The following is a 25,506-nucleotide window of genomic DNA, read 5'->3' as shown; positions in this document are numbered from 1 at the left end:
TCCATGCGCATTGCAGTCGGCGGTATCCATACGGAGTGCAGCACCTATTCGCCGGTGCTGATGGCGGTCGAGGATTTTCGGGTGCTGCGCGGGGCGGATCTGCTCCAGGCGGAGTATTTCGATTTTCTCGACGCTGAAGGCATCGAGCATCTGCCGCTCCTGCACGCGCGCGCCGTGCCCGGTGGGCCGGTGTCCCGACCGACCTACGACGCCTTCAAGGCGGAGTTTCTCGACCGGCTGCAACAGGCCCTGCCGATCAACGGGCTCTATCTCGCCATGCATGGGGCGATCAAGGTCGACGGCATGGAGGATGCTGAGGGGGACTGGATCTCTGCCGCGAGATCTGTCGTCGGGCCGGACTGCCCGATCGCCACCAGCTACGATCTGCACGGCAATGTCAGCCAGCGTATCATCGACCAGATCGACATCTTCGCGGGCTATCGGACCGCGCCGCACATCGACACGCGTGAAACGATGATCCGCGCCTGGGCGATGCTCATTGAGGCGCTACGCAGCGGGACGCGCCCGGGTGTTGCGTGGGCAAAGATCCCCGTGTTGCTGCCGGGGGAATGCACCTCTACCGAGGACGAGCCGGCCAGGGGCCTCTACCGGCAACTGCCCGACATCGACGCGCGGCCGGGTGTGCTCGATGCCAACCTGATGGTCGGCTATGTCTGGGCCGACGAGCCGCGTGCAACGGCTTGTGCCGTGATTACCGCGACCGATCGGGCCGCGGCAGAGCAGGCAGCCGTCGACATTGCGGCGGCATACTGGGCGGAACGTCGCAATTTCCGTTTCGGTCCTGTGACGGGCCCGCTCGACGCCATGCTCGATGTCGCCGAAAAGGCGACGACAACCCCCATCATCCTTGCCGATTCCGGCGACAACCCGACCGGCGGCGGTGTCGGCGATAGGGCGGATGTGTTGAAGGCTCTGCTTGCGCGGGGGTGGCGCGGCGCACTCATCGCCGGTATCGCCGATCGTCCTGCCGTGGAAGCCTGCTTTGCTGCCGGCGTCGGCGAAAACCTGATGCTGAAGATCGGCGGCAGCCTCGATCCGGCAAGTCCCGTCGCGGAGATGCTGGTGGAAGTCGTACGGCTCGATGATCCTGGTCCTGCAAAGGAGCGCCAGGCGGTTGTCCGCGTTGGGGCGATCGACGTCGTGCTTTCGGCGCGACGTCGACCCTATCACGATATCGCCGACTTCACCCGCCTCGGCCTCGACCCGAGCAATGTCCGGTTGCTCGTGGTCAAGTCAGGCTATCTCTCGCCGGAACTCGCGCCGATTGCCAACCCCAACCTGATGGCGTTGACCGATGGTGTCGTCAACCAGGACATCCCCCATCTGGCAAGCCTGCACCGCTCTCGTCCCGCATTTCCCTTCGATCAGGAATTCGACTTTATGCCCAAGGCGAATCTCTCGGCGCGCTGGTCGGAATCGGTGTAAGCAGCTTCCCGCAATGCAACCGCCGGTGCGACCCGCCGGCGCCAAGCTCCCCTTTTGAAATCGCCTCCTTCGTGGACGTGCATCATCATGACTTCCTCGCTTTTCAGCGCCATGCGCAACCCGTCGATTCGGGTCAGCATGCTGGCGATCTTTCTCTTCGGCTTCGCCGGGGCGGCAACCTCACCCTATCAATCCGTGGTCGGCATCAACGAACTGGGCCTGAGTGACGGGCTCTATTCACTGCTGATTCTGGCCGCCGCGACGGTGAACGTCATCGTCAGCGTTTCCATCGGCATCCTTGCCGATCGGATCGGCAATTATCGCGTGCTGATGTCGACCGCGATCCTGTTCGGCGTGGTCGGCTACGGCATTGTCTATGTCCTGCCCTATCAATCGAGCTTTCTCGTCAGCGTGCTTCTGTTCCTGCCAATCTATGGCGCAGTCTACACGTTGCTCTTTGCCAATGTGCGCAGCGTCGCGCGGCGCATGAGTGGGCAGGACGCCGGCGCTCTGACGACCGGCGCGCGCGCGGCGATTTCGCTTGCCTGGGTATTGGTGCCCGGGCTGGTGGGCTTTGCGCTTGCCGGTGGCGACAGCATGCTGCCCGCCTATCTGCTCGCCAGCCTCGGATGCTCGGCCAACCTGCTTCTGGTCTTCTTCTCCTTGCCGAACGAGCGCGGCGTCGATCCGGGCCTGGGCAAGCGCCTTTCCTATTGGACATCCTTCGGCGAGATCCTTGCGCCGCGCATCTTCGCGCGCGTGGTCGCGGTGGCAATGATCACCTCGACATTGCATATCAACGCGGCCGTCCTGCCGCTGATCATGACCAATGCCGTCGGTGGTAGCGTCACGGATATCGGCATCATCGCCGGCGTTGTCGCTTTTCTAGAGGTGGTCTTCATCTTCGTCTGGGCGCGCATCCAGGTGAGCCTGCTGCCGGCGAAGGCACTGGCGCTCGGGACGGTCATCTATATCGGCTACATGGTCCTGCTCGGACTGTCGTCGGCGCCGTGGCACATCTATGCGCTGACGCTGATCAGCGCCTTCGGCGCTGCCGCGCTGATCACGATCCCCATCACCTACCTGCAGGAATTGATTGCCGACCGGCCGGGGCTCGGAAGCTCGCTGATCTCGGTCAACATCTTCATGAGCGGCGGCCTTTGCGCGGCGCTCTTTGCACTCGGCACCCGCATCAGCGACTATTCGGGAACAGCACTTCTTGGAGGTCTTGGCGGATTGGCGGGCCTTGGGCTACTGCTCTTGCTCGAAGGCGGCAATCGGAAAGCGACCACCCCGTAAGAACAAGGGGTAGGGGCGCCAGACCGGCGCCCCTAAATCTTCGTCAGTTGCCGAGGATGCCCGGCAGGCGCAGGCCCTTGTCCTTGGCGCAGTCGAGCGCGATGTCGTAGCCGGCATCGGCGTGGCGCATGACGCCGGTGGCCGGGTCGTTCCAGAGTACACGCTCAAGTCGCTTGGCGGCATCATCAGTGCCATCGGCGCAGATGACGACGCCCGAATGCTGCGAGAAGCCCATGCCGACGCCGCCGCCATGGTGCAGCGACACCCAGGTGGCGCCGGACGCAGTGTTCAAGAGGGCGTTGAGCAGCGGCCAGTCGGAGACGGCGTCCGAGCCGTCCTTCATCGCTTCCGTTTCGCGGTTCGGCGAGGCGACCGAGCCGGAGTCGAGGTGATCGCGGCCGATGACAACAGGAGCCTTGAGCTCGCCGTTTCTGACCATTTCGTTGAAGGCGAGGCCGAGCCGATGGCGATCACCGAGACCGACCCAGCAGATGCGTGCTGGCAGTCCCTGGAACGAGATGCGCTCGCGCGCCATGTCGAGCCAATTGTGCAGGTGGGTGTTGCCGGGGGTCAGTTCCTTGACCTTGACATCGGTCTTGTAGATGTCTTCCGGATCGCCGGAGAGTGCGGCCCAACGGAACGGGCCGATGCCGCGGCAAAAGAGCGGGCGAATATAGGCCGGCACGAAGCCGGGGAAGGCGAAGGCGTTTTCGAGGCCCTCTTCCTTGGCGACCTGGCGGATGTTGTTGCCGTAGTCGAAGGTCGGGATGCCCATGTCCTGGAAGGCGATCATGGCTTCCACATGTTCACGCATCGAGGCGCGCGCAGCCTTTTCGACAGCCTTCGGGTCGCTCTCGCGCTTGGCCTTCCACTCGGCCATGGTCCAGCCCTTGGGCAGGTAGCCGTTGACCGGATCATGCGCGGAGGTCTGGTCGGTGACCATATCCGGGCGGATGCCGCGGCGAACCATTTCCGGCAGGATTTCGGCGGTGTTGCCGAGCAGGCCGACGGACTTGGCTTCGCCGTTTTTCGTCCAGCGGGCGATCATCTCCATCGCCTCGTCGAGCGTTTCCGCCTTTTCATCGACGTAGCGGGTGCGAAGGCGGAAGTCGATCGAGTCCGGGTTGCACTCGACGGCGAGGCAGGATGCACCGGCCATGACGGCTGCCAGCGGCTGTGCGCCGCCCATGCCGCCCAGACCACCTGTCAGCACCCACTTGCCTTTGAGGCTGCCACCGTAATGCTGGCGGCCGGCCTCGACGAAGGTTTCGTAGGTGCCCTGAACGATGCCCTGCGTGCCGATGTAGATCCACGAGCCGGCCGTCATCTGGCCGTACATCGCCAGACCCTTTTTATCCAGCTCGTTGAAGTGGTCCCAGGTTGCCCAATGCGGCACCAGGTTGGAGTTGGCGATCAGGACGCGCGGCGCATCCTTGTGGGTGCGGAAGACGCCGACCGGCTTGCCGGACTGGACGAGCAGGGTCTCGTCTTCGTTGAGGTCCTTCAGGGTTTCGACGATCTTGTCGAAGTCGGCCCACGTGCGGGCGGCGCGGCCGATACCGCCATAGACGACCAGCTCGTGCGGGTTTTCTGCCACGTTCGGGTCGAGGTTGTTCATCAGCATGCGCAGCGGCGCTTCGGTCATCCAGCTCTTGGCGTTGAGCGTGGTGCCCTGTGGGGCGCGCACGTCGCGAATATTGTGGCGCGGATTGTTCATGGTCATGCCTCGCTCCCTGTCAGCGTTTTAAGGTCGAATGCGGTATTCTCGATGCTTTGAAGAATGGCCCGAAGGGGCGCGCGAAGGCGTTCCTCCTTGCTGGCGTCGAGCACGAAAGGCGGCTCCTCGGTGGCAAGATGGGTCGATTGCGCCAGTTCCATCTGGATGGCGTGCACGCCGGTTTCCGGGCGCCCGTAATGCCGGGTCGTCCAGCCGCCCTTGAAGCGGCCGTTGAGAATGCTCGTGTAACCATCGGCCGAAGCGGCGATATCGACGGCGGCCTTCTCGATAGCAGGCGCGCAGGTGCGGCCCATGTCCGTGCCGATGTTCAGGTCCGGCAGCTTGCCGTCGAACAGGAACGGGATATGCGAGCGGATGGAATGGCAGTCGTAGACGATGGCGATGCCGTGGATGGCCTTGACCCGCTCGATCTCGGCCAGAAATGCGGCGTGATAAGGCGCATGGAATTGGCGCAGGCGCGATGCCGTGTCGGCCTCCGTCGGGGCCTCGCCATCCTTCCAGATCGGCAACCCGTCGAAATCGGTCTCCGGGATAAGCCCGGTGGTGTTCTGCCCGGGATAAAGGCTGACGTTTTCCGGGTCGCGGTTGGCGTCGATTACGTAGCGGTGGAAGGTGGCGCGCACGACGGTAACATCAGGCAACAGGCCTTCATAGAGCTTGTGAATGTGCCAATCGGTGTCTGCGAGCAGGCGACCGGTATCGTTGAGACGGTCCCATATTTCAGCCGGCACATCCGTGCCGGTGTGCGGAAAGCCGAGGATGACGGGCGAGGTGCCCTGGCGGACTTCGAAGACGCTCATCTCAAGCCTCCAGTTTTGGCAGAATGCCGGCAGAAATCGCGGCATTCAGGGTGCCGGATGCGATCAGCTCGCCGGCCGCCTGCAGATCGTCGGCGAGATAGCGGTCCTCTTCGATCGTCGGCGAAACTGCACGTAGGGCTGCGGCGGCTTTTTGAAGTTCGGGGCTCGTTGTCAACGGCGCACGGAATTCGACGCCCTGCACGGCGGTCAGCGCCTCGATGCCGATGATCGAAAACAGGTTGTCGGTCATCTGCAGCAGCCGGCGGGCGCCATGGCAGGCCATTGAAACATGGTCTTCCTGATTGGCCGATGTCGGCGTGGAGTCGACCGAGGCCGGGTGCGAAAGTTGCTTGTTTTCCGACATCAACGCCGCCGACGTCACCTCGGCGATCATCAGGCCGGAGTTGAGGCCAGGCTTCTTGGCGAGAAAGGCCGGCAGTCCGTAGGACAAGGCCGGGTCGACAAGAAGGGCAATGCGCCGCTGGGAGATCGCGCCGATCTCGCAAACCGCGAGCGCGATCTGGTCGGCGGCAAACGCTACCGGTTCTGCGTGGAAGTTGCCGCCGGAGACGACGGAATTGTCGGAAAGGACAAGCGGGTTGTCGGTAACGGCATTCGCTTCGATTTCGAGCACGCGCGCGACCGAGCGCAACAGGTCGAGGCAGGCGCCGTCCACCTGCGGCTGGCAGCGAATGCAATAGGGATCCTGCACCCGCTCGTCGCCCTCGATATGGCTTTCGCGAATGGCGGAACCTGAGAGAAGCGCGCGAAGGGCGGCGGCGGTGTCGATCTGGCCCTGATGGCCGCGAAGTGTGTGAATGTCCGGATGGAAGGGCGCAGACGAACCCATCGCTGCATCGGTCGACATTGCGCCGGTGATGAGCGCTGCCTGGGCGGCGCGGTGGGTGCGGAAGAGGCCGGCGAGCGCGAGTGCGGTCGACGTCTGAGTGCCGTTGATCAGCGCGAGGCCTTCCTTGGCGGCAAGCACCACCGGCGTCAGCCCGGCCTTGGCAAGGGCCTGTGCGCCGGACATGCGGGCGCCTTCGAAGAATGCCTCGCCGTGGCCCATCATGACGGCTGCCATGTGGGCAAGCGGTGCCAGGTCGCCGGACGCACCGACCGAGCCCTTTTCCGGAATGACCGGGATGACGCCCTTGTCGAGCATCGCCTCTATCAGCCGCACCAGTTCGAGCCTGACGCCGGAGGCGCCGCGACCGAGAGAAACGAGCTTCAGCGACAGGATCAGGCGGACGATGTTTTCGGCGAGCGGCTGGCCGACGCCGCAGCAATGCGACAGGATCAGGTTGCGCTGCAGGGTGGCGACGTCAGCGCTGTCGATCTTGATCGAAGCCAGTTTGCCGAAGCCGGTGTTGATGCCATAGACAGGCGCATTGCCGGCGACGATCTCGGCGATGCGCTTGGCCGCCTTCTCGATTCCTGCGTCGAACGACGGATGCAGGCGGGCAGGTTCGCCGCTCCAATAGATGGTCTCGAGATACTCAAGCGGAACCGAGCCTGGATGCAGAATGATGGTCATAGACCGGTCCTTTCGCCCTTAAAGATGCGCAGATGAAGTGGATTGAAGCCGATGCGGTAGACGAGCTCGGCCGGATCTTCGATGTTCCAGAGTGCGAGGTCGGCAGACTTGCCGACTGCGATCGTGCCGGTTTCGGCGAGAAGCCCGAGCGCACGTGCCGCCTCGCGGGTAACGCCGGCGAGGCATTCGGCAATCGTCAACCGGAAGAACGTCGCCGACATGTTCATGGTCAGTAGCAGCGAAGTCAGCGGCGAGGTGCCGGGATTGCAATCCGTTGCGATGGCGATGTGCGCTCCGGCAGCGCGCAGCGCGTCCACCGGCGGAAGCTGCTTTTCGCGCAGCGCGTAAAACGCGCCGGGCAACAGCACGGCTACCGTGCCCGATTTGGCGATTGCCTGCGCTCCATCAGCGTCGAGATATTCGAGATGGTCGGCGGACAACGCACCGTAGGAGGCGGCAAGCTTGGCGCCACCGAGGTTGGAAAGCTGTTCGGCATGCAGTTTGACCGGCAGGCCGAGCGCCTTGGCGCGACCGAAGACGCGGGCGATCTCTGCGGTCGAAAAGGCGATGCCTTCGCAGAAGCCATCGACGGCATCGACCAGGCCCTCGGCGTGGGCGACATCAAGACCCGGAAGCACCACCTCGGAAATGTAGTCGTCGTTGCGCCCCTTGTAGTCGGCGGGGGTCGCATGCGCTGCGAGATAGCTGGTGACGATGCGGACCGGACGTTTGTCGCCAAGCTTGCGCGCGGCGCGCAGCATGTTGAGTTCGGCGTCGATATTCAGGCCGTAGCCGGACTTGATCTCGACCGTCGAAACACCTTCGGCAATGAGCGTGTCGAGCCGTGGCAGAGCGCTTTCCACGAGCGCGTCGACTGAGAGTGCATTGGTTGCCTTGACCGAGGAGACGATACCGCCACCGGCGCGGGCGATTTCCTCATAGGACGCACCTTCGAGCCGCATCTGGAACTCGCGAGCGCGGTTGCCGCCGTGGACGAGGTGCGTATGGCAATCGATGAAGGCGGGCGTCATCACCCGGCCGTTGCAATTCGTTGCTTCAAGTGTGCGGGATAGATCGGCGGGAAGGTCGCTCTCGGCGCCGGCAAAGGCAATGTGTCCGTCGACGACAGCCACTGCGCCCTTTTCCACCATGCCGAGGCCGTCTTGATCGGGTCGCAACGTCGCAAGGCGAAGATTGCGCCAGATGCCGGACGCGTTTGCGTTGGTCGAAAATTGACTCATCAGCCGATCCCCTCTCGTTGGATATAATGTATATACATAATAATCGTCTCGACAAGAGGAAAATTGACTTGCTGAAGGAAAAGGGAAGGAGACGGCGCACGGAATTGCCGCCGGGCGATGGCATTCAAATGCAAAAGACCCCGGAGCGGTTGCTCCAGGGTCTTAAAAAACGGCGCCTGGGAAAACGCGACACTTAGGCCGGATGGGCGGCACTCATGCGCAATCGCTCGACGAGGTCGACGAAGTGACGCCCGGCACTCTCAAGGCGACCGCTGTTGTCGATGATCGTGACATCCGGTCCCGATGTGACGTCGGGCACCTGTCGCGAGAGCCGGCGCAACACGTCCTCTTCGCTTTCGCGTCCGCGCTCGGCAAGACGCTTGGCGAGCGCGGCGGGCTCGGCCGTGATGACCGCGACGGCGATGTTGCCGAAGGCGGCGCGGAACGCCGGCAGGGCGCTTCGGCTGCCGTTGACGATTGCCGTGGTGCCGTGTTCGACATTGCGGCGAACGTCTTCGGGAATGCCGTATTTCAGGCCGTGCGCGTCCCAGGACACAGCGAAGGCGCCTGCCTGCTCCATGTCGACGAATTCGGCGACTGAAACGCTTTCATGCACCTCGCCTCCGGCGTCCGACGGCCGCGTGATCACGCGGCGAACGAAGTGGACATCGGAGCAGTCGCAGAAGTGTCGGGCGGCAAAGCCCATGACGCTATCCTTGCCGGCCCCGCTCGGGCCGACGACGACGACAAGCGCGCCACGCCTAAGTTCGAGCTGGCTCATGCGACACGCCGACCTTCGCGCCAGACCGAACGCACCACTGGAATACCTTCCTGCCTGTGGACACGCGCGATGTCGGCGCGCAAGCCGACGGCAATCCGGCCACGATCATCGAGGCCGACGGTGCGGGCAGGGGTGGTGCTGACCATGGCGATCGCCTTCGGCAGGTCGATGGCTTCAAGCTCATCGGCGAGCACGAACGGCGCGTGGATCAGGCTGAAGGGCACATAATCGGACGAAAGCACGTCGAGCACGCCGCGGTCGGCAAGGTCACGGGCGGCGATATTGCCCGAATGCGACTTGCCGCGCACGATGTTGGGCGCGCCCATCAGCACACTAAGACCGGCGCGATGGGAGGCCTCCGCCGCTTCGAAGCTGGTCGGGAACTCGGCGAGCTTGATGCCGTAGCTGATAGATTCGTCGACATGGGCGATCGTGGCGTCGTCGTGGCTGGCGATGGTAATGCCGCGCTCAGCACAGGCCTTGGCGAGCGCATCGCGGTGCGGGCCGGCATACTTCGCCGAAAGCGCCTGCTGACGTTCAACGAATTTTCCGAATTCGGCGTCCGACAGGCCGCGCTTGGATTTGTAGTAGAGCGTGTACTGGTCCATCGTCTGGAACTGGCGCTGCCCCGGTGCGTGGTCCATCAGCGAGACGAGCTTGACCTGCGGATCGTTCTGGAAGTCCTCGTAGTGATCGAGCACGTCCGATGTCGAAACCTCGCAGCGCAGGTGGATCAGATGGTCGGCGCGCAGGCGGCCTTCCTGCTTGGCCTGGGCCAGCGCGTCCGCCATGCTGCGCATTTCGCCCTTCTGGAAACCGCCGTCTTCGTCCGAACCAAGGCGCAGGCAGTCGAATACGGTGGTGATGCCAGACGTGACGACCTGTGCGTCGTGTGCCTGGATCGCGGCGATCTTCAACCAGCGAACGCCGGGCCGCGGCGAGTAATGTGCCTCAAGGTGGTCGGTGTGCAGCTCGATGAGGCCAGGCAGAAGGTAGTCGCCTTCGAAGTCTTCACCAGTGTTGGTCGTGCCATGAGAGATATCGGCGATCTTGCCGTCGCGGATCAGCACCGAGCCGTCGAGGATACTGTCCTCGAGAACGATGCGGGCATTGGTCAGGACTTGTTCTTTGCTCATCTCATGCGATCTTTCGTTGTGTCGCGCCGCGGAGCGGCAGCAGGGAATGGACCAGGAACGGTGCGCCACGGTGCGGCTCGACGAAGAGCGCAACTGACGTGACGTGAAGCGGCTTGCCGATGTGATCAGCAAAGGTGCTCTCAAGCACGGTCCGCATTGGTTTCGCTGTCTCGCCGGGTACCGGCCCGGTCAGCGTCAGGTGAAACTGAAATTCTTCGAAAACATAGGGGTATCCCCACTTTCTCAAGTATTCCCTCTGCCGCTCCGGAAGCTTGTCCGGGTTGCGTCGCGCCATGTCCACGTCCGACAACGGCGCCCGAAACGGCTCGAAGGTTTGCACGGCCTGCGCCGCGAATTCCTGCAACGCCTCGCAGTGGTTCGCGGAAACCAGCGCGAAGAACGGGCCAAGCTGAAGGAGCGTGAGTTGAGGGATCTCGAAGGGTTCAAGGTTGTCGGCAAACGTTTCGAAGGCTGCGACCAGCTCGGCTTCGCTGCGGTCTTCGGCAAGTGTGAAGGGGGCCTTGAGAGTGCCGTGAAAGCCGTAGCGTCGCGGGTCGGCAGTCAGTGCATGTCGCGTGGCGGCATCAAGGCTGCCTAACGCTGAAAGTTCATTGGTCTCGCCGGTAAAGGCATCACGGCCGAGCCAATGGGCCGCCGTCTGCGACAGCCGGTCGTCTGCCGGCGGCGCGAAGTAGATTGCATAACGCACGGTCTTCACTTTCTTGTATCGACCGGCCCGCCGGAACGGCGGGTCGATTGTTCGCGGGATGCGATGCGCAGCTAGCCGATTTCCATGACAACATCATGATGGCCGCGCTGCAAAAATTCTTCTCGTCAATGAGCCTTCTGCCCCATCAGTCGCGAGCGGCAGGCGTTCGAGATGCTGTCGAAAATAAACACGACCAGCAAGATGAGAAGCACCATATAAGCGACATTTTCCCAATCGGAGTTGGTACGCATCGCTTCCCAGAGTTTCAGGCCGATGCCACCGGCGCCGACAGCGCCGATGATCGTTGCCGAACGCGTGTTGGATTCCCAGAAATAGAGCGCCTGGCTGGCGAATACCGGCAGGACCTGCGGCAGGACGCCAAAGCGTTGCACGGCAAGCGGGGTGGCGCCGACGGATTTTACGCCTTCGCGCTGCTTGTCGTCGATGTTCTCCAAAGCCTCGGAGTAGAGCTTGCCCAAGGTGCCTGTATCGGTGAAGAAAATTGCCGACATGCCGGCAAGCGGTCCCGGGCCAAAGGCGCGCGTGAAGAACAATGCCCAGATGAACATGTCCACCGAACGCAGGAAATCGAAGAAGCGCTTGGCGAGCTGGTTCGTCAGGAAATTCGGGGTGATGTTGCGCGCCGCCAGGAAGCAGAGCGGGAACGCGACCAGCGAGGCAAAAAGCGTGCCGACGAAGGCCATGACCACGGTCTGCAGCAGTTTGGTCCACACATCCAGATGCTGCCATTCGGCGTTGTAGAGGATGTTGTTCCAGGCAAGCGACAGGTTCGAGCGCGTGGGTTCGATGCGCTCGCCGCTCGTGATCAACGAAAATATATCGCCATAGCCCTTGCCGAAGAACGGTGAGTGGACGTCGAAGAGGAAATTGGCCCAGCCGAAGAAGCGATTGCGGATCGAGATGTCGTCACCTTCGACGTCGGCCCAACCAGTTGCACCAAAGGCGAGCGTGATCTTCTCGCCCGGGCGTTTCTGCGTGGCCCAGGCGGGGAGGGCACCCTGAGGGGTTACCGTGTCCTGGCCATCGACGGCCATCGTCAGCGTCTCGCCACGATGGGTTGCCTTGACGAGTCCGTCGGCAATTTCGATCTTCGTCGACCTGTCATAGGTGATGACGGCCCTGGTGATGATTTCCTCGGTCCGCATTTCGACGCGGTTCTGCTCACTTGGCGTATTGGCCGCGCCGAGCGCTGAACCCGGCGCCATGAAGCTGAAGGATGACGTCGTCTTGGGCTTTGCAGTCTGTGCGGTTGCAGCGGGTAATTCGACTTTTCGGGTCACGGTTTCCTTGTCGAGTTCCACCCATGCCGGATTCGGATTTGGCCCAAGCGGCGAGTTGCGCTGGTAATCGAGCGTCATCGTCTTGTCGCGGGCGATCTTGATCTCGGGCCGAACCTCGTAGGAGACCCAATCCGCGAGATAGGTCCCGGCAATGCCCCAATTGGCGTTGCCCAGAACATGCCCGATCGAAAAGAACCACCAGCTGAAGATGAGGTAAGCGACGAGGCCGACACTGATGACAATCGTGCGCAGGCGCTTGTTCGAGGAGCCCTGCAGCAAGTGCGGGTGACGCGATGCGATCGCATCCATTTCGAGAGCGCTTAATCTGGTCGTGGAGGTCATGATGCGCACCTACTGGGCAAGCTGGAAGGCCTGGTCGCCGACGAGGCGACGGCGCAGCCATGCGGAAAACTGGTCGACGGCGAAGATCGTTGCAAACAGCAGGATGACGATCGCCAGTGTCTTTGCCTGATGGCCCTGGCCGATCGACAGACGCAGCAACTCGCCGATCCCGCCGCCGCCAACTGCGCCGATGATGGTCGAGGCGCGTACGTTGATCTCGAGGCGAAGCAGGAAATAGCTGGCGAAGTTGGGCAGCACCTGCGGCACCATGCCGAACCAGACGCGTTCGATCCAGTTGCCACCGGCGGCGCGCAGGCCCTCGTCCGGTTTCATGTCGGCGTTCTCGACCACCTCGAAAAACAGCTTGCCGAGTGCGCCGACCGTGTGGATCGAAACCGCCGCGATCGCGGGTATCGGCCCGAGCGAAAGGATTGCCAGGAAGAAGCCGGCGATGACCACTTCGGGAAAGGCGCGCAGGATCTCCATCAGCCGGCGCACGACACCCCGCACCCACGGATTGGGCATCAGGTTGCGGGCGGCGAGGAAACAGAAGATGAAGCCGAAGAACGTGCCGATGACGGTGGAGAAGATCGCGATGTTCACGGTCTCCAGCATCTTGTGCACATACTCAGGAATGTAGAAGCTCTCGGTCAGGTAGAGCCGACCCTCGGGATAATTGTACTTGAAGCTGCCGTCGTCGTAGGGCGAAGGCAGATCGAACATGGCGCGGAAGATTTCCAGGCCGTCACGCGGCGCGAGATCGCCGACGAAATCGAAGAAGTGCGGCAGGCGGTCGAAGAATTTGCCGGCATTGGAATCGTTGGCAAACCAGAGCGAGCCGGAAAGGGCGAGCAACAGCACGGCGAAGCCGAGCCAGGAGTAAAGCCGGCGACGGGAGTTCAACTCCTGCCAGTGGCGCTCGACCAGCGCGCCGTTTTCACTCAGATGCCTCGGGAGCATGGAAGTTGCCATGAATGTTCCGGCAATGCCGGCCTCTGTCGACAGGCGCTCCAGGCGCCCCAGAAAAAAGGCGAACGCTGGCCGTTTTGGCGGCCAGCGTCCTTGAATGATCAGGAAAATCAGCCGCCGATCGTTGCCTTGCGGGCGTCGATGATCGGCTTGTAGAAGTCGGCGTTGACTTCGGTGAAGCCAGTGAAATCGCCACCCTGGATGGCGGAGAAGCAGGCGGCATCGGTCTTCGGCAGGTCGAGCATGAACTGCTTGAACTTCGCCTTCATGTCGTCGTTCATCGTCGAGCGGACGACGATCGGGCCGTTCGGGATCAACGGCGACTTCCAGAGCTCGACCAGGTCGTTCATGTCGAGGATGCCCTTGTCGACCATCTTCTTCAGATTGCCCGAGGTGTAGCCGTCCTTGAATTCGCCGACGCCCGAACCGAAGGTCGTGCCGGCATCGAACGTGCCCTTGACGACTTCGAGAACCAGGTTTTCGTGACCGCCGCCGAAGCCGGTTTCACCGAAGAATTCCTTGACCGGCGCGCCGATCGATTCCGGCAGGGTGACGAGCGGGATGAGGTAGCCAGAGGTCGAGTCCGGATCGGCAAAGCCGAGCTTCTTGCCCTTCAGGTCTTCGAGCTTGGTGATGCCGGAGTCCTTGCGGGCGACCATGATCGAGTGGTAGCCGGTCGAACCGTCGGTCTGGACGGTCGTCAGGATCGGCTCGACCGCGTCGGCCTTGGCGAGGTAGATCTTGGCAAAGCCCGAAGCGCCGAGTTCGGCGTAGTCGAGCGTGCCGCCGAGCAGGCCCTGGATGACGCCGTCATAGTCGGCGGCCGGGAACAGCGAAACCTTTTCGACGCCGATTGCAGCCGGCAGCTTGTCGACGATACACTGGAAGTTGCGCAGGCGGTCGGCTTCGTTTTCGCCGCCGATGATACCGACGCGGAATTCCTTGAGGTCTTCGGCCTGAGCGTGGCCGACGAGGGCGAGCAGGGCGACAGCGCCCAGAAGAGCTTTCTTCAGCATAAGGTTCTCCCGTTTCTCCGGCTTTGCCGGATGATATTCGGTTTCAAAGAGGTGCCCTTGACGTGGGCCTTCGATCCTGGCGGGCGTCAGATGCCGGCCAGTGCCAGCGGCTGGAGGCCGGCAGATGCCGTTTGTTCCTGCGGAATGGCCGCCGGAATGTTGATGCTTGTCGAGGTCATCGATTCCTCGATGCCCGTATCGGCGCCGTAGATCTCGGCGACGGCGGCCGCCGTCAGGTCCTTCGGCTGGCCGTCGAAGACGATGCGGCCGTGCGCCATACCGATGATCCGCTCGCAGTAGTTGCGCGCCGTGTCGAGCGTGTGGAGATTGGTGATTACGGTGATGCCGTCGCGCTCGTTGATGTCGCGCAGCGCGTCCATGACGATCTTGGCGTTGAGCGGGTCGAGCGAGGCGATCGGCTCGTCAGCGAGCAGAACCTTCGGCTGCTGCATCAATGCGCGGGCGATGGCCACGCGCTGCTGCTGGCCGCCGGAAAGCGTGCCCGCCGCCTGCAGCGCCGTCTGCTCGATGCCGAGGCGCTCCAGCGCGCCGATCGCCATGATGCGCTCTTCGCGGGTAAACATGTTGAGGATGCTCAGAACGGTCGAACGATGGTTCAGGCGACCCAGCAGCACATTGGTCAGAACGTCGAGGCGCGGCACCAGATTGAACTGCTGGAAGATCATCGCGCAGTCGCGCTGCCAGTTGCGCAGTGCGGCACCGCGCAGTGACGAGACTTCCGTGCCGGCAAACTCGATCGAGCCGGACGACAGGTCGACCAGGCGATTGATCATGCGAAGCAGCGTAGACTTGCCAGCGCCGGAGCGGCCGATCACGCCGACCATCTGGCCCTGGGGAATGTCGAAGGTAACCGAGCACACGGCTGTCTTCTTGCCGAACTGGCGGGTTACATTCTTCAACTGAAACATTTCTAGCAGGTCCTCTTTCGGGGAGACCGGTCATCGGTATGACACCTGCCATATCGGCGCTTCATGAAAGCGAAATGTCAGTTTCTTGTAGTTTATGTTACAGTTCACAGCCTCGCCGACATCCTTAACGGAATGTGACAATCGCAGCGGGATGGAGGTGCGTTGTCGCTACCTCAGGAAGCGCTCGGGGTTGAAACCGACGGGGTCAAGGCCGTTTGCGGCGAAGCTTTCGGGCGCCGGTAGGCCAATCAGCAGGTTTGCGGCAAGCGCGCCCAGTGCCGGCGACGTCAGAATGCCGTAGCCGCCCTGGCCGGCAAGCCAGAAGAAATCCGGTCGATCCTTGGCGTGACCGATCACCGGCAATTTGTCCGGTGAAAAGCTGCGCAAGCCGGCCCAGCTCTTGAAGATGCGGCGGACCGGGACGGTCGTCGCCTCTTCCACGTAGTGTGCGGCCCAGGCGACATCGATCTCCTCGGGCTGCACGTCCGTCGGTTCGCACGGCGTGGCGTCGGCGGGAGAGGCAAGCAGCCGTCCGCCTTCGGGCTTCATATAGAAGTCCTCGTCGATCTCGTTGATCTCGGGCATTGTCAGGGCATCGATCTCCGCGGGAAGGTCCACCGTGATCGCGCTGCGGCGATGCGGCACGATGCCGACCGGCGTCACGCCGAAGAGGCTTGCGACCGGGTCGGCCCAGCCGCCAGCCGCATTGACGATGACCTGGGCATGGATCTCGCCGGCATTCGTCGAAAGCACCCAGCCATTTGCCTCGCGGCGCGGAGCCACGATGTCGCTGCGCTCAATCACCTCGGCGCCATGGCGACGTGCGCCGCGCAGGTAACCCTGCAGCAGGTTCTCGACCTCGATGTCCCAGAAATTCGGGTCATAAAATGCGGCCGCCACATAGTCGCGCCGAAGAATCGGTACGCGGGTGATTGCTTCGTCGACAGTCAGCCTTCGCAGGTCGGGATTGACAGCGCTTTCCTCGGCAAACACCGCCTCAAGCCGTGCCACTTTCTCCGCATTGGCGATCATGACGCCGCCACGCTGCTTCAACAGCGGTACGTCGGAAAAGCCTTCGGGAGGCTGATCGAAGAAAGTCTTGGAGATCGCCGCGAGCTTGCACACTTCAGGGGCGTTGTACCGCAGAACGAATTCGGCGGCGGAGCGCCCGGTGCTGTGATAACCGAGCCCGTCTTCCCGCTCGATGACGGCAACGGAGCGGTGCGGTGCCAGAAAAAAGGCCAGCGAAAGGCCGGCAATGCCGCCACCAACGATTGCCACATCAAATTCACGCATGTCCCGACCCCGCTCCTGATTTGGTGGGACCATAGGCAGCGCGTGTTACGCGTTCAAATTTATAACGGGAAATGTCGCTATCAATTCTGCTGATGATCAAGGCAGTGATCAAGCGGCGCGGTATCGGCCACATGCGCAAGGAAGGCGGCCTCGGCCGGATTGAGAATCGAGTTCGGGTTGGAGATGCGAAACACATCCGTCGTTGGCAGGTTGTGGTAGGGCGGCAGTTGCCAAAGTCGTCCGCCGGCGACGGCGGGCGCTGCCAGATGATCCGGCAGCATGCCGATGCCGACGTTGGAGGCGATCAGCCGCATCACTTCCTCGACATTGCAGGAGACGGCCCGAACCTGCTGGCCAAACGAGCCAATGGCGCGCACTGCCGTCACGGAGTTCATATGCTGTCCGCCGAGCACATCGGCGATGAAGGCGATATAGGCATTGCCGCGAAGATCGTTGAAATCAACACCCTCGACACCGAACAGGGGATGCTCGCGGCCGCAGTAAAGCGCATAGCGCTCACGCACGTGGAAGCTCTTGTTCAGCCAGGCGGGGATGTTGCCGTCGCAAAGACCCATCGTCGCGATGTTGCGTTCGACTGCGCTCAGAACGTCCACAGTCGTGGCGACCGTCACCGAAATCGTTACCTTCGGATGCTGGATAAAGAAGCTCTCGAGCTTCCGGTCCCAGGCCGGGTTGTGGGCATGGCTGACGACATGAATGTTGAGGTGGCCGGTGATTTCCTCGCCCACCGTTTCAAGGACGTTGGGAAGCCGGATGACGGCCGCGAAGATGTCGCGGCACTGCGCGTGCAATCGGGCGCCGGCATCGGTCAGGTCGAAGCGGCCCGGGCGGCGGTCGATGAGCTTTTGCCCAACGGTCTGTTCGAGCCGCTTGAGCGCCATGCTGACGGCCGGCTGCTGCAGCAGGAGCCTGTTGGCCGCAGCGGTGATGCTGCCTTCCTCCACCACGACGACGAATGTGCGCAGCAAGTTCCAGTCGAGATTGTGAGCAAAGCGTTCTAAGCGGTCGTTGGCCATTGGCGGGTACGAGCATGGACCTTTAGCGTGGCACTGGCGCGGCGCGGTAACGACGAGCGCCGCCAAGTGAACCCGACCCTTGTCGCTATATTTCGACGGATTTGCAACATGAACGGCACCTGGCGACCGGTGGCGCGCCCAATGTGTAGCGCGCAAGGAGTCCTGCGGCACTTCACAGCCGATTGTGTGGCGCTCAGCGAGGCCATTCCGCAGACGCATGAGGCGGTGCCTCAATTTCGTTTGAAAGCCTTGGTTCTGCTTGCCATAACCGCAAGTGGAAAAATCCGATGGGAGAGAAACATGGCCGGCAAGACGCAATTTCAATGGGACGACGCGTTCCTCCTCGAAGATCAGTTGACCGAGGACGAGCGCATGATCCGCGACACGGCGCGAGCCTATGCACAGGATCGCCTGCAGCCGCGGGTCATCGCTGCCTATCGCGAAGAATCGACTGATCCGGAAATCTTCCGGGAAATGGGCGAACTCGGTCTGCTCGGCGCGACCGTATCGGAGACCTACGGCGGTGTCGGCGCTTCCTATGTCGCCTATGGCCTTGTCGCCCGCGAAGTCGAGCGCGTCGATTCGGGCTACCGATCGATGATGAGCGTGCAATCCTCGCTGGTCATCTACCCGATCTACGCCTACGGCTCGGAGGAGCAGAAGCAGAAGTATCTACCGAAGCTGATCAGCGGCGAATGGATCGGCTGCTTCGGCCTGACGGAGCCTGACGCCGGTTCCGACCCCGGCGGCATGAAGACCCGCGCCATAAAGACGGAGAACGGCTACCGTCTCGTCGGTTCGAAGATGTGGATCTCCAATGCGCCGCTCGCCGATGTCTTTGTCGTCTGGGCAAAGTCCGAAGCCCATGGCAATGCCATTCGTGGCTTCGTGCTCGACAAGGGCATGAAGGGCCTCTCGGCGCCGAAGATTGCCGGCAAGCTGTCGCTGCGCGCCTCGATCACCGGCGAAATCGTCATGGACAATGTCGAGGTCGGCGAAGATGCGCTGCTGCCGAACGTCGAGGGGCTCAAGGGCCCGTTCGGCTGCCTCAACCGCGCCCGCTACGGCATTTCCTGGGGTGCGCTTGGCGCGGCCGAGTTCTGCTGGCACGCCGCTCGTCAATACGGTCTCGACCGCAAGCAGTTCAACCGCCCGCTCGCGCAGACGCAGCTCTTCCAGAAGAAGCTCGCAGACATGCAGACGGAGATCTCGCTCGGACTTCAGGGTTCGCTGCGCGTTGGCCGCCTGATGGATGAGGGCCGGATGGCGCCGGAAATGATTTCGATCGTCAAGCGCAACAATTGCGGCAAGGCGCTCGATATCGCCCGCATGGCCCGCGACATGCATGGTGGAAACGGCATCTCCGAGGAATATCAGGTGATGCGCCACATGGTGAACCTCGAGACAGTCAACACCTATGAGGGCACGCACGACGTTCATGCGCTGATCCTCGGCCGCGCCCAGACCGGCCTCCAGGCCTTTTTCTGAGCGGCCGATCATGGAAGCGCCACTGAAGGGTATTCGCGTTCTTGAGCTGGCCCGCATTCTCGCCGGTCCCTGGATCGGCCAGACGCTCGCCGATCTCGGCGCCGACGTCATCAAGGTGGAGAGCCCGGCGGGTGACGACACCCGCACCTGGGGGCCCCCATTTGTCGCCGGCGAGGAGGGGGAGAAGCTCGACGCGGCCTATTTCCACGCCTGCAATCGCGGCAAGCGCTCGGTCGTGCTCGATTTCACGACCGAGGAAGGGCAGGAGGCGGTGCGGCGGCTGGTGGCACAATCCGATGTCCTGCTGGAAAACTTCAAGGTCGGCGGCCTCGAGAAATATGGTCTCGACTACGCGAGCCTGAAGAAGGTCAATCCACGCCTGATCTATTGCTCGGTCACGGGCTTCGGTCAGGATGGTCCCTATGCGCATCGCGCCGGCTACGACTATATCGTCCAGGGCATGAGCGGGATCATGGATCTGACCGGCGAGCCGGATCGTGAACCGCAGAAGATCGGCGTCGCTTTTGCCGATATCTTCACCGGGCTTTATGGCGTCATCGCCGTCCAGGCGGCATTGGCGCAGCGCGAGCGAACCGGTAAGGGCCAGCAGATCGACATGGCCTTGCTTGATTGCATGACCGGCGTGCTCGCCAATCAGGCGCTCAATTTTCTCGTCTCGGGAAAGGCGCCGCGCCGCCTTGGCAACGCCCACCCGAACATCGCACCCTATCAGGTGTTCCCGACGGCGGACGGGCACCTGATCGTCGCCGTCGGCAACGACCGCCAGTTCGTCAAGTTCTGCAACCTGCTTGGCCGCGGCGATCTGGCAACGGACGAGCGCTATCTGACCAATGCCTCCCGCGTCCAGAATCGCGAGAGCCTGACACCGGCGCTTAGCGCCGAAACGGCAAGGTACGAACGGGACGCGCTTTTGACATTGCTGGAAGAGGCAGGCGTGCCGGGCGGTCCGATCAACACGGTCGCCGACGTCTTTGCCGATCCGCAGGTCGTGCATCGGCAGATGCAGATCGACACACCGCATTCCGGTGCGGCCAGCGGGACCTCGCCGGGCGTCCGTACGCCGATCCGTTTTTCCGATGCCTCGCTGGTGCTCGACCGCGGTGTTCCGCGTCTCGGCGAGCATACGGCGGAGGTATTGGCGGAGATCGGCATGGAAGCGGCGCCCGAAAAAGCGAAAGGGTGAGAGGGATTTCTCCCTCTCACCCTTTCATCGCTGCAATTACAGGTGCTTGAACCGGTGCGTTAAACCTTGAGCGCCCGGTTGAAGACGCGTGACAGGCGCTCGGCGAATGCGCGTGGATCCTGCGGCTTGTCGCCATCGAGGACGCGCGCCTGGTCGAGCAGAAGCTGAACGGCGTCAGTCCGAAACGCGCTGTCATCGGCCGGGCAGGCGGCGATTGCGGCAATCAGCGCATGGCCGGGATTGATCTCGAGGATCGGCTTTGCCGCTCCGTCGAGGCGGCCGGCGCCCTGCAGCATCTTTTCGAGCTGGCGGTCGGGGCCATTCTCGGGCGCGACCAGGCATACGGCGCTTTCCGTCAGGCGATCGGACGTGCGAACTTCCGACACGGCGTCCCCAAGCGTTTCCTTGGCGAAGGCGACGAAATCCGCCACCGCCTGGCTTGCCTCGGGTGCGCTGTCGGCACTGCCTTCCGGCTTTGCGACACTGCCCAGATCGGCCGAGCCCTGCGTGATCGACTTCATCGGCTTGCCTTCGAAGTCCGGTGCCGACGTCACCCAGAAGCTGTCGACCGGGTCGGTCAGCAACAGCACTTCGATGCCGCGTGCACGGAAGCCTTCAAGTTGCGGCGATGCCTTGAGCTGGGCCAGGTTGTCGCCCGTCAGGTAGTAGATCGCCGACTGGCCGTCCTTCATGTCCTTGACGTAGTCGGCAAGGCTGCGGTGACCGTCTTCCGAGGTGGTCGTGCGGAAGCGGGAAAGCGAGATCAGCTGGGCACGGCGTTCGAAGTCCTCGTAAATGCCTTCCTTGAGCACGCTGCCGAAGTTTTCCCAGATCTTGTCGAAGGCCTCGCGATCGCTCTCCGCCAGCTTTTCGATCGCCGTCAGCACGCGGTTGGTCAATCCCTTGCGGATGCTCGACAGCAGCGGGCTTTCCTGGATCATCTCGCGCGAGACGTTGAGCGGAAGGTCCGAGGTGTCGACCAGACCCCGCACGAAGCGCAGGTAACGCGGCAGCAATTCCGCCTCGTCGGTGATAAAGACGCGCTTGACGTAGAGCTTCATCCGGCCCTTGCGGTCCTGATCGAAGAGGTCGAAGGGCTTGGAGCCGGGCACGAAGGCAAGTGCCGTATATTCGTGCCGGCCCTCGGCGCGGAAATGCACCGTCAATGCCGGATCGTCGTACTGGCCCGAAACGCCCCGATAGAAGTCGGCGTAGTCTTCCTTGGAAATCTCGCTCTTCTGCTTGGTCCAGAGCGCCGTGCCGTCGCCGACGGAAACCGGTTCGGCACCGGGCTTTTCGACGATCGAGATCGGAACCGGAACGTGGCCGGACTGGTCCTTGACGATGCGCTCGACCGTCCAGCGCGAGGTGTAGGTCTTGGCATCTTCCATAAGATGCAGGGTGATGCGCGTGCCGCGTGCCGGTGCGTCAGCACGATCGGCGGCTGCGACCGTGTAGCTGCCCTTGCCGTCCGACGACCAGTGCCAGGCGTGGTCCGAACCGGCGCGGCGCGAGACGACGTCGACATTGTCGGCGACCATGAAGGCGGAGTAGAAGCCGACGCCGAACTGGCCGATGAGCTGCGCGCCTTCCTTGCCCTGTGCGGCTTCGATGCGCTCCATGAAGGCGCGCGTGCCTGAACGGGCGATGGTGCCGAGCGCCTCGACGAGTTCGTCGCGGCTCATGCCGATGCCATTGTCCTCGACGATGAGGCGGTTGTTTTCCTCATCGAGCGTCAGCTTGATGCTGGGGTTCGTATCGCCTGCCAGCAGTTCCGGCGAGACGATCGCCTCGTAACGCAACTTCTCGCAGGCGTCCGCGGCGTTCGAAATCAGTTCGCGGAGGAAGACGTTCTTGTCGGAATAGACCGAGTGCACCATGAGATGGAGCAGCCTGGCTACATCGGCTTCAAAGACATGTTTCTCGACGGACATTTCAGCTTCGCTCATCGCGGTGGCAACTCCTATGGTTCCTTGGTTCCTGCCCCAATTGGCAAGCCCGCCGATCAATTTCAAGTGCTGTTTATGACAGGCCGGGTACCGGCAGGCATTGCGCCCGCCGCAGTCCACAAACATTGCGATCAGCGGCGAGGCGAGAGGTTCAAGCAGTTCACGTGGAAGGCAACGCTCAGATGTTGCCCATGCAGAGATACTTCATCTCCAGATAGTCTTCGAGCCCGTGACGGGAGCCCTCGCGGCCGATGCCGGATTGCTTGATGCCGCCGAAGGGGGCGGCCTCCGAAGACATGCGGCCGGTGTTGATGCCGACCATGCCGTATTCGAGTGCCTCGGCCACATGCCAGACGCGCTTGAGGTTCTCGGCATAGAAGTAGGCGGCGAGGCCATAGATCGTATCATTTGCCTCGGCGATCACCTGTTCGTCGGTCTCGAAGCGGATGATCGGGGCAATCGGGCCGAATGTCTCTTCCTGGGCGATGCGCATGTCGGTCGAAATGCCGGTCAGCACCGTCGGTTCGAAGAAGGTTCCTGACGTGCCGATGCGATGACCGCCGCTGCGCACCTCGGCGCCCTTGGACACGGCATCGGCGACATGGGCTTCGATCTTCTCGATCGCGTGCCGGTCGATCATCGGCCCGATCGTGACGCCGGCGCAAAAGCCGTCCCCGACCGAGAGTTCGGCCACGCGTGCGACGAATTTCTCGGCGAATGCGTCATGCACCGCCGATTGCACATAGATGCGGTTTGCCGAAACACAGGTCTGGCCGGCATTGCGGAACTTCGCCTGGACGGCGCCATCGACCGCCTCGTCGATATCGGCATCGTCGAAGACGATGAAGGGCGCGTTGCCGCCGAGTTCCAGGCTGACCTTCTTGATCTGGTCGGAGCACTGGCGCATCAGCAGGCGCCCGACTTCTGTCGAGCCGGTAAAGCTGATCTTGCGAACCTTGGGGTTACTGCAGAGTTCCCGCCCGATCGCAGCACCTTCCGAGGCGTAGAGCAGATTGACGACGCCGGCCGGGAAACCCGCCTTCTCGGCCAGGACGAACAGGGCTCCGGCAACGAGCGGCGTCTGTTCGGCAGGTTTCAGGACAATGGCGCAGCCGGCGGCGAGTGCTGGAGCGATCTTGCGGGCGACCATCGAGGCCGGGAAGTTCCACGGGGTAATCGTGCCGACGACGCCAACGGGTTGCTTGATGACCAGCATGCGGCGGTCATTGGCCGGAGCCGGAAAGGTCTCGCCGTAGATGCGCTTGGCTTCCTCGGCATACCATTCGACATAGGCGGCCGCGTGCAGCACTTCGCCTTTCGATTCTCCGACCGGCTTGCCCATTTCGGCGGTCAGGATGGCGGCGAGATCGTCGGCATGGGCGATGATCAGGTCGTGCCAACGTCGAAGCACGGCACTTCTATCCTTGGCGGGCTTTGCCGCCCAAAGGGTTTGCGCGGCGGCTGCCGCGTCGATCGCCGCACTCGCCTGTTCGATGCCCATATCCGGCAACGACGCCAGAAGCTCGCCGGTAGACGGATTGAAGACGTCGAAGGCCTCGCCCGTCCAGCTCCCGGCGAAATGCGCTATGCGGTCCAAGGCGGAAAACAGTTCGCCGTCGCGCAAGTGTTTGGTCAAAGCCGGCGTCAGGGTCATGATGGGCGTCCTCCAGCGATGCCTGTCGCACGCCGACCGACCCGCTTCCTGTTTGTTCTTGCGGGTGTCGTTCCTCCCGACACCCGGAGCCATTTCATCGGCCCGGACAACCGCGTTAGCGGTCGCCCGGCAAAGCGTCAACCGCGTGCTTCGAGGATCGATGCCTCAAGGATGTCGAGCGCCTCGGCAAAGACGTTGTCCTGGATGGTGATCGGCGCGAGGAAACGGATGACGTTGCCGTGCACGCCGCAGGTCAGCAGGATCAGACCCTTGTCGAGCGCAATCAGGCGCACCTTGTTGGCAAAGTCGGCGCTCGGCAGATTGGTCTTCACATCGTTGAATTCCACGGCGTTCATGAAGCCGGGGCCGCGGATGTCGACGATCTCGGGCGCCTGTTCGCGGATTGCGGCGAGGCGCTGCTTCAGACGACCGCCGAGCAGTTCGGCACGTTCGCAGAGGTTCTCTTCCGCGATGACGTCGAGTACGGCATGCGCGGCGGCGATGCCGAGCGGGTTGCCGCCATAGGTGCCGCCAAGGCCGCCCGGCGCCGGTGCGTCCATGATCTCGGCACGGCCGGTGACGGCAGCGAGCGGGAAGCCGCCGGCAAGGCTCTTTGCCATCGTCATCAGGTCGGGCGCGACCTCATGATGGTCCATGGCAAACATCTTGCCCGTCCGGGCAAAGCCGGTCTGAACTTCGTCGGCAATCAAGAGGATGCCGTGCTGGTCGCAGATTTCGCGCAGCGCCTTCATGAAGGTCGGCGGAGCCGGGTAGAAACCGCCTTCGCCCTGCACCGGCTCGATGATGATTGCGGCCACGCGACCCGGATCGACATCGGCGGCAAAGAGCTTCTTCAGCGCCGCCAGCGACTGGTCGACGGTGACGCCGTGCAGCTCGATCGGGAAGGGGGCGTGGAAGACGTCGCCCGGCATGGCGCCGAAGCCGACCTTGTACGGGACCACCTTGCCGGTGAGCGCCATGCCCATGAAGGTCCGGCCATGGAAGCCGCCGCCGAACGCGATCACGGCCTGGCGGCCAGTCGCCGCGCGGGCGATCTTCACTGCATTTTCAACGGCTTCCGCGCCGGTCGTGACGAAGATCGTCTTCTTGGCGAAGTCGCCGGGCGCAAGCGCATTGAGGCGTTCGGCGAGATGCACATAGGTCTCGTAGGGCACGACCTGATGGCAGGTGTGGGTGAAGCGATCGAGCTGCGCCTTGACGGCGGCGATCACCTTCGGGTGGCGGTGGCCGGTGTTGACGACTGCAATGCCCGAGGCAAAGTCGATGTAGCGGTTGCCTTCCTTGTCCCAGATTTCGGCGTTCTCCGCACGGTCGGCGTAGATCTGCGTGGTCATGCCGACGCCGCGGGAAATGGCAGCGTTCTTACGATCGGTGAGGCTAGTCATGGCGCGTGTCCTGTTGCTGGCGGAGGCAATATATTGCATTTTTTCTGCAAGATTGTCTGGGAAGTGGTACATCTTTCAAAATGGAATGCAAATCAAATTTGGTGATCGAGAGAACACCGGCGCTGATGACGCATTCTTGTAAAAGGTCATGCCCGGCAGGTAAGTTCGCCAACGCGCAGGCGCGGCGCAGATTCGCGCCGGCACCCGCGATCGAAACAGGGAAACAGA

The 25,506-nt window shown here is 62.6% G+C and carries 20 protein-coding genes; 4 read left to right on the top strand and 16 right to left on the bottom strand.

Annotated elements, in window-relative coordinates; all coding sequences use genetic code 11:
* Positions 1–3: 3 nt before the first annotated feature.
* Positions 4–1,446 carry a M81 family metallopeptidase gene (locus J3R84_RS25495; RefSeq protein WP_057218081.1) on the top strand — a complete coding sequence of 481 codons (1,443 nt, stop codon included), beginning with the start codon at positions 4–6 and terminating at the stop codon, positions 1,444–1,446.
* 87 nt (positions 1,447–1,533) lie between these two features.
* Positions 1,534–2,745: an MFS transporter gene (locus J3R84_RS25490; RefSeq protein WP_107027228.1), complete on the top strand. Its 1,212-nt coding sequence runs from the start codon at positions 1,534–1,536 to the stop codon at positions 2,743–2,745.
* 43 nt (positions 2,746–2,788) lie between these two features.
* Here the strand turns inward: J3R84_RS25490 and hutU are convergent, their stop codons facing one another.
* From hutU to J3R84_RS25425, 13 genes are all read right to left on the bottom strand, one after another.
* Positions 2,789–4,462, bottom strand: coding sequence for a urocanate hydratase (gene hutU / locus J3R84_RS25485; RefSeq protein WP_025428664.1), 1,674 nt, complete (start codon positions 4,460–4,462; stop codon positions 2,789–2,791).
* 2 nt (positions 4,463–4,464) lie between these two features.
* A complete protein-coding gene (gene hutG, locus J3R84_RS25480; protein WP_025428665.1) occupies positions 4,465–5,283 on the bottom strand; it encodes an N-formylglutamate deformylase in 819 nt (272 codons plus the stop codon).
* 1 nt (position 5,284) lies between these two features.
* On the bottom strand, positions 5,285–6,820 hold the full coding sequence (gene hutH, locus J3R84_RS25475; RefSeq protein WP_025428666.1) for a histidine ammonia-lyase: 1,536 nt from the start codon (positions 6,818–6,820) through the stop codon (positions 5,285–5,287).
* Entirely contained in the window at positions 6,817–8,061 is a 1,245-nt protein-coding gene (gene hutI / locus J3R84_RS25470; RefSeq protein ID WP_203528078.1) for an imidazolonepropionase, read from the bottom strand. Before hutI ends, hutH begins: the two co-directional genes overlap by 4 nt.
* Positions 8,062–8,254: 193 nt before the next feature.
* A complete protein-coding gene (phnN, locus tag J3R84_RS25465; protein WP_057211228.1) occupies positions 8,255–8,842 on the bottom strand; it encodes a phosphonate metabolism protein/1,5-bisphosphokinase (PRPP-forming) PhnN in 588 nt (195 codons plus the stop codon).
* A complete protein-coding gene (locus J3R84_RS25460; protein ID WP_025428669.1) occupies positions 8,839–9,978 on the bottom strand; it encodes an alpha-D-ribose 1-methylphosphonate 5-triphosphate diphosphatase in 1,140 nt (379 codons plus the stop codon). Before J3R84_RS25460 ends, phnN begins: the two co-directional genes overlap by 4 nt.
* Position 9,979: 1 nt before the next feature.
* Positions 9,980–10,687 (bottom strand): DUF1045 domain-containing protein, encoded by a 708-nt coding sequence (locus J3R84_RS25455; RefSeq protein ID WP_203528076.1) that lies wholly within the window; start codon positions 10,685–10,687, stop codon positions 9,980–9,982.
* A gap of 125 nt (positions 10,688–10,812) precedes the next feature.
* Positions 10,813–12,330 (bottom strand): phosphonate ABC transporter, permease protein PhnE, encoded by a 1,518-nt coding sequence (phnE, locus tag J3R84_RS25450; protein WP_025428671.1) that lies wholly within the window; start codon positions 12,328–12,330, stop codon positions 10,813–10,815.
* A gap of 9 nt (positions 12,331–12,339) precedes the next feature.
* Positions 12,340–13,302 carry a phosphonate ABC transporter, permease protein PhnE gene (gene phnE, locus J3R84_RS25445; protein WP_113567435.1) on the bottom strand — a complete coding sequence of 321 codons (963 nt, stop codon included), beginning with the start codon at positions 13,300–13,302 and terminating at the stop codon, positions 12,340–12,342.
* A gap of 107 nt (positions 13,303–13,409) precedes the next feature.
* On the bottom strand, positions 13,410–14,315 hold the full coding sequence (phnD, locus tag J3R84_RS25440) for a phosphonate ABC transporter substrate-binding protein (protein ID WP_025428673.1): 906 nt from the start codon (positions 14,313–14,315) through the stop codon (positions 13,410–13,412).
* Between the two features lie 86 nt (positions 14,316–14,401).
* A complete protein-coding gene (gene phnC / locus J3R84_RS25435) occupies positions 14,402–15,244 on the bottom strand; it encodes a phosphonate ABC transporter ATP-binding protein (protein ID WP_107027230.1) in 843 nt (280 codons plus the stop codon).
* A gap of 168 nt (positions 15,245–15,412) precedes the next feature.
* Positions 15,413–16,540 (bottom strand): NAD(P)/FAD-dependent oxidoreductase, encoded by a 1,128-nt coding sequence (locus J3R84_RS25430; RefSeq protein WP_113567431.1) that lies wholly within the window; start codon positions 16,538–16,540, stop codon positions 15,413–15,415.
* A gap of 80 nt (positions 16,541–16,620) precedes the next feature.
* Positions 16,621–17,577 carry a LysR family transcriptional regulator gene (locus J3R84_RS25425; RefSeq protein WP_113567429.1) on the bottom strand — a complete coding sequence of 319 codons (957 nt, stop codon included), beginning with the start codon at positions 17,575–17,577 and terminating at the stop codon, positions 16,621–16,623.
* A 300-nt stretch (positions 17,578–17,877) separates the two neighbouring features.
* Here J3R84_RS25425 and J3R84_RS25420 point away from each other — a divergent pair, with 300 nt between their 5' ends.
* Together J3R84_RS25420 and J3R84_RS25415 are read left to right on the top strand one after the other, a co-directional pair.
* On the top strand, positions 17,878–19,065 hold the full coding sequence (locus tag J3R84_RS25420; RefSeq protein ID WP_057218061.1) for an acyl-CoA dehydrogenase: 1,188 nt from the start codon (positions 17,878–17,880) through the stop codon (positions 19,063–19,065).
* Between the two features lie 10 nt (positions 19,066–19,075).
* Positions 19,076–20,269 (top strand): CaiB/BaiF CoA transferase family protein, encoded by a 1,194-nt coding sequence (locus tag J3R84_RS25415; protein ID WP_025428678.1) that lies wholly within the window; start codon positions 19,076–19,078, stop codon positions 20,267–20,269.
* A 59-nt stretch (positions 20,270–20,328) separates the two neighbouring features.
* Here the strand turns inward: J3R84_RS25415 and htpG are convergent, their stop codons facing one another.
* The 3 genes from htpG to J3R84_RS25400 all read right to left on the bottom strand — a co-directional run bounded on the left by htpG (position 20,329) and on the right by J3R84_RS25400 (position 25,278).
* Complete coding sequence (htpG, locus tag J3R84_RS25410) at positions 20,329–22,218, bottom strand: molecular chaperone HtpG (RefSeq protein ID WP_057218057.1); 1,890 nt, start codon at positions 22,216–22,218, stop codon at positions 20,329–20,331.
* Between the two features lie 178 nt (positions 22,219–22,396).
* Complete coding sequence (locus tag J3R84_RS25405) at positions 22,397–23,872, bottom strand: NAD-dependent succinate-semialdehyde dehydrogenase (RefSeq protein WP_107027232.1); 1,476 nt, start codon at positions 23,870–23,872, stop codon at positions 22,397–22,399.
* A 137-nt stretch (positions 23,873–24,009) separates the two neighbouring features.
* The gene (locus J3R84_RS25400) at positions 24,010–25,278 is read right to left on the bottom strand and encodes a 4-aminobutyrate--2-oxoglutarate transaminase (protein ID WP_057211377.1); all 1,269 of its coding nucleotides are present in this window, start codon (positions 25,276–25,278) and stop codon (positions 24,010–24,012) included.
* Positions 25,279–25,506 lie beyond the last annotated feature (228 nt).

The sequence above is a fragment of the Ensifer canadensis genome (assembly GCF_017488845.2).
Lineage (GTDB): Bacteria > Pseudomonadota > Alphaproteobacteria > Rhizobiales > Rhizobiaceae > Ensifer > Ensifer canadensis.
The sequence above is the reverse complement of the archived record's forward strand: the minus strand, read 5'-3'. Positions and strand labels throughout refer to the sequence as shown.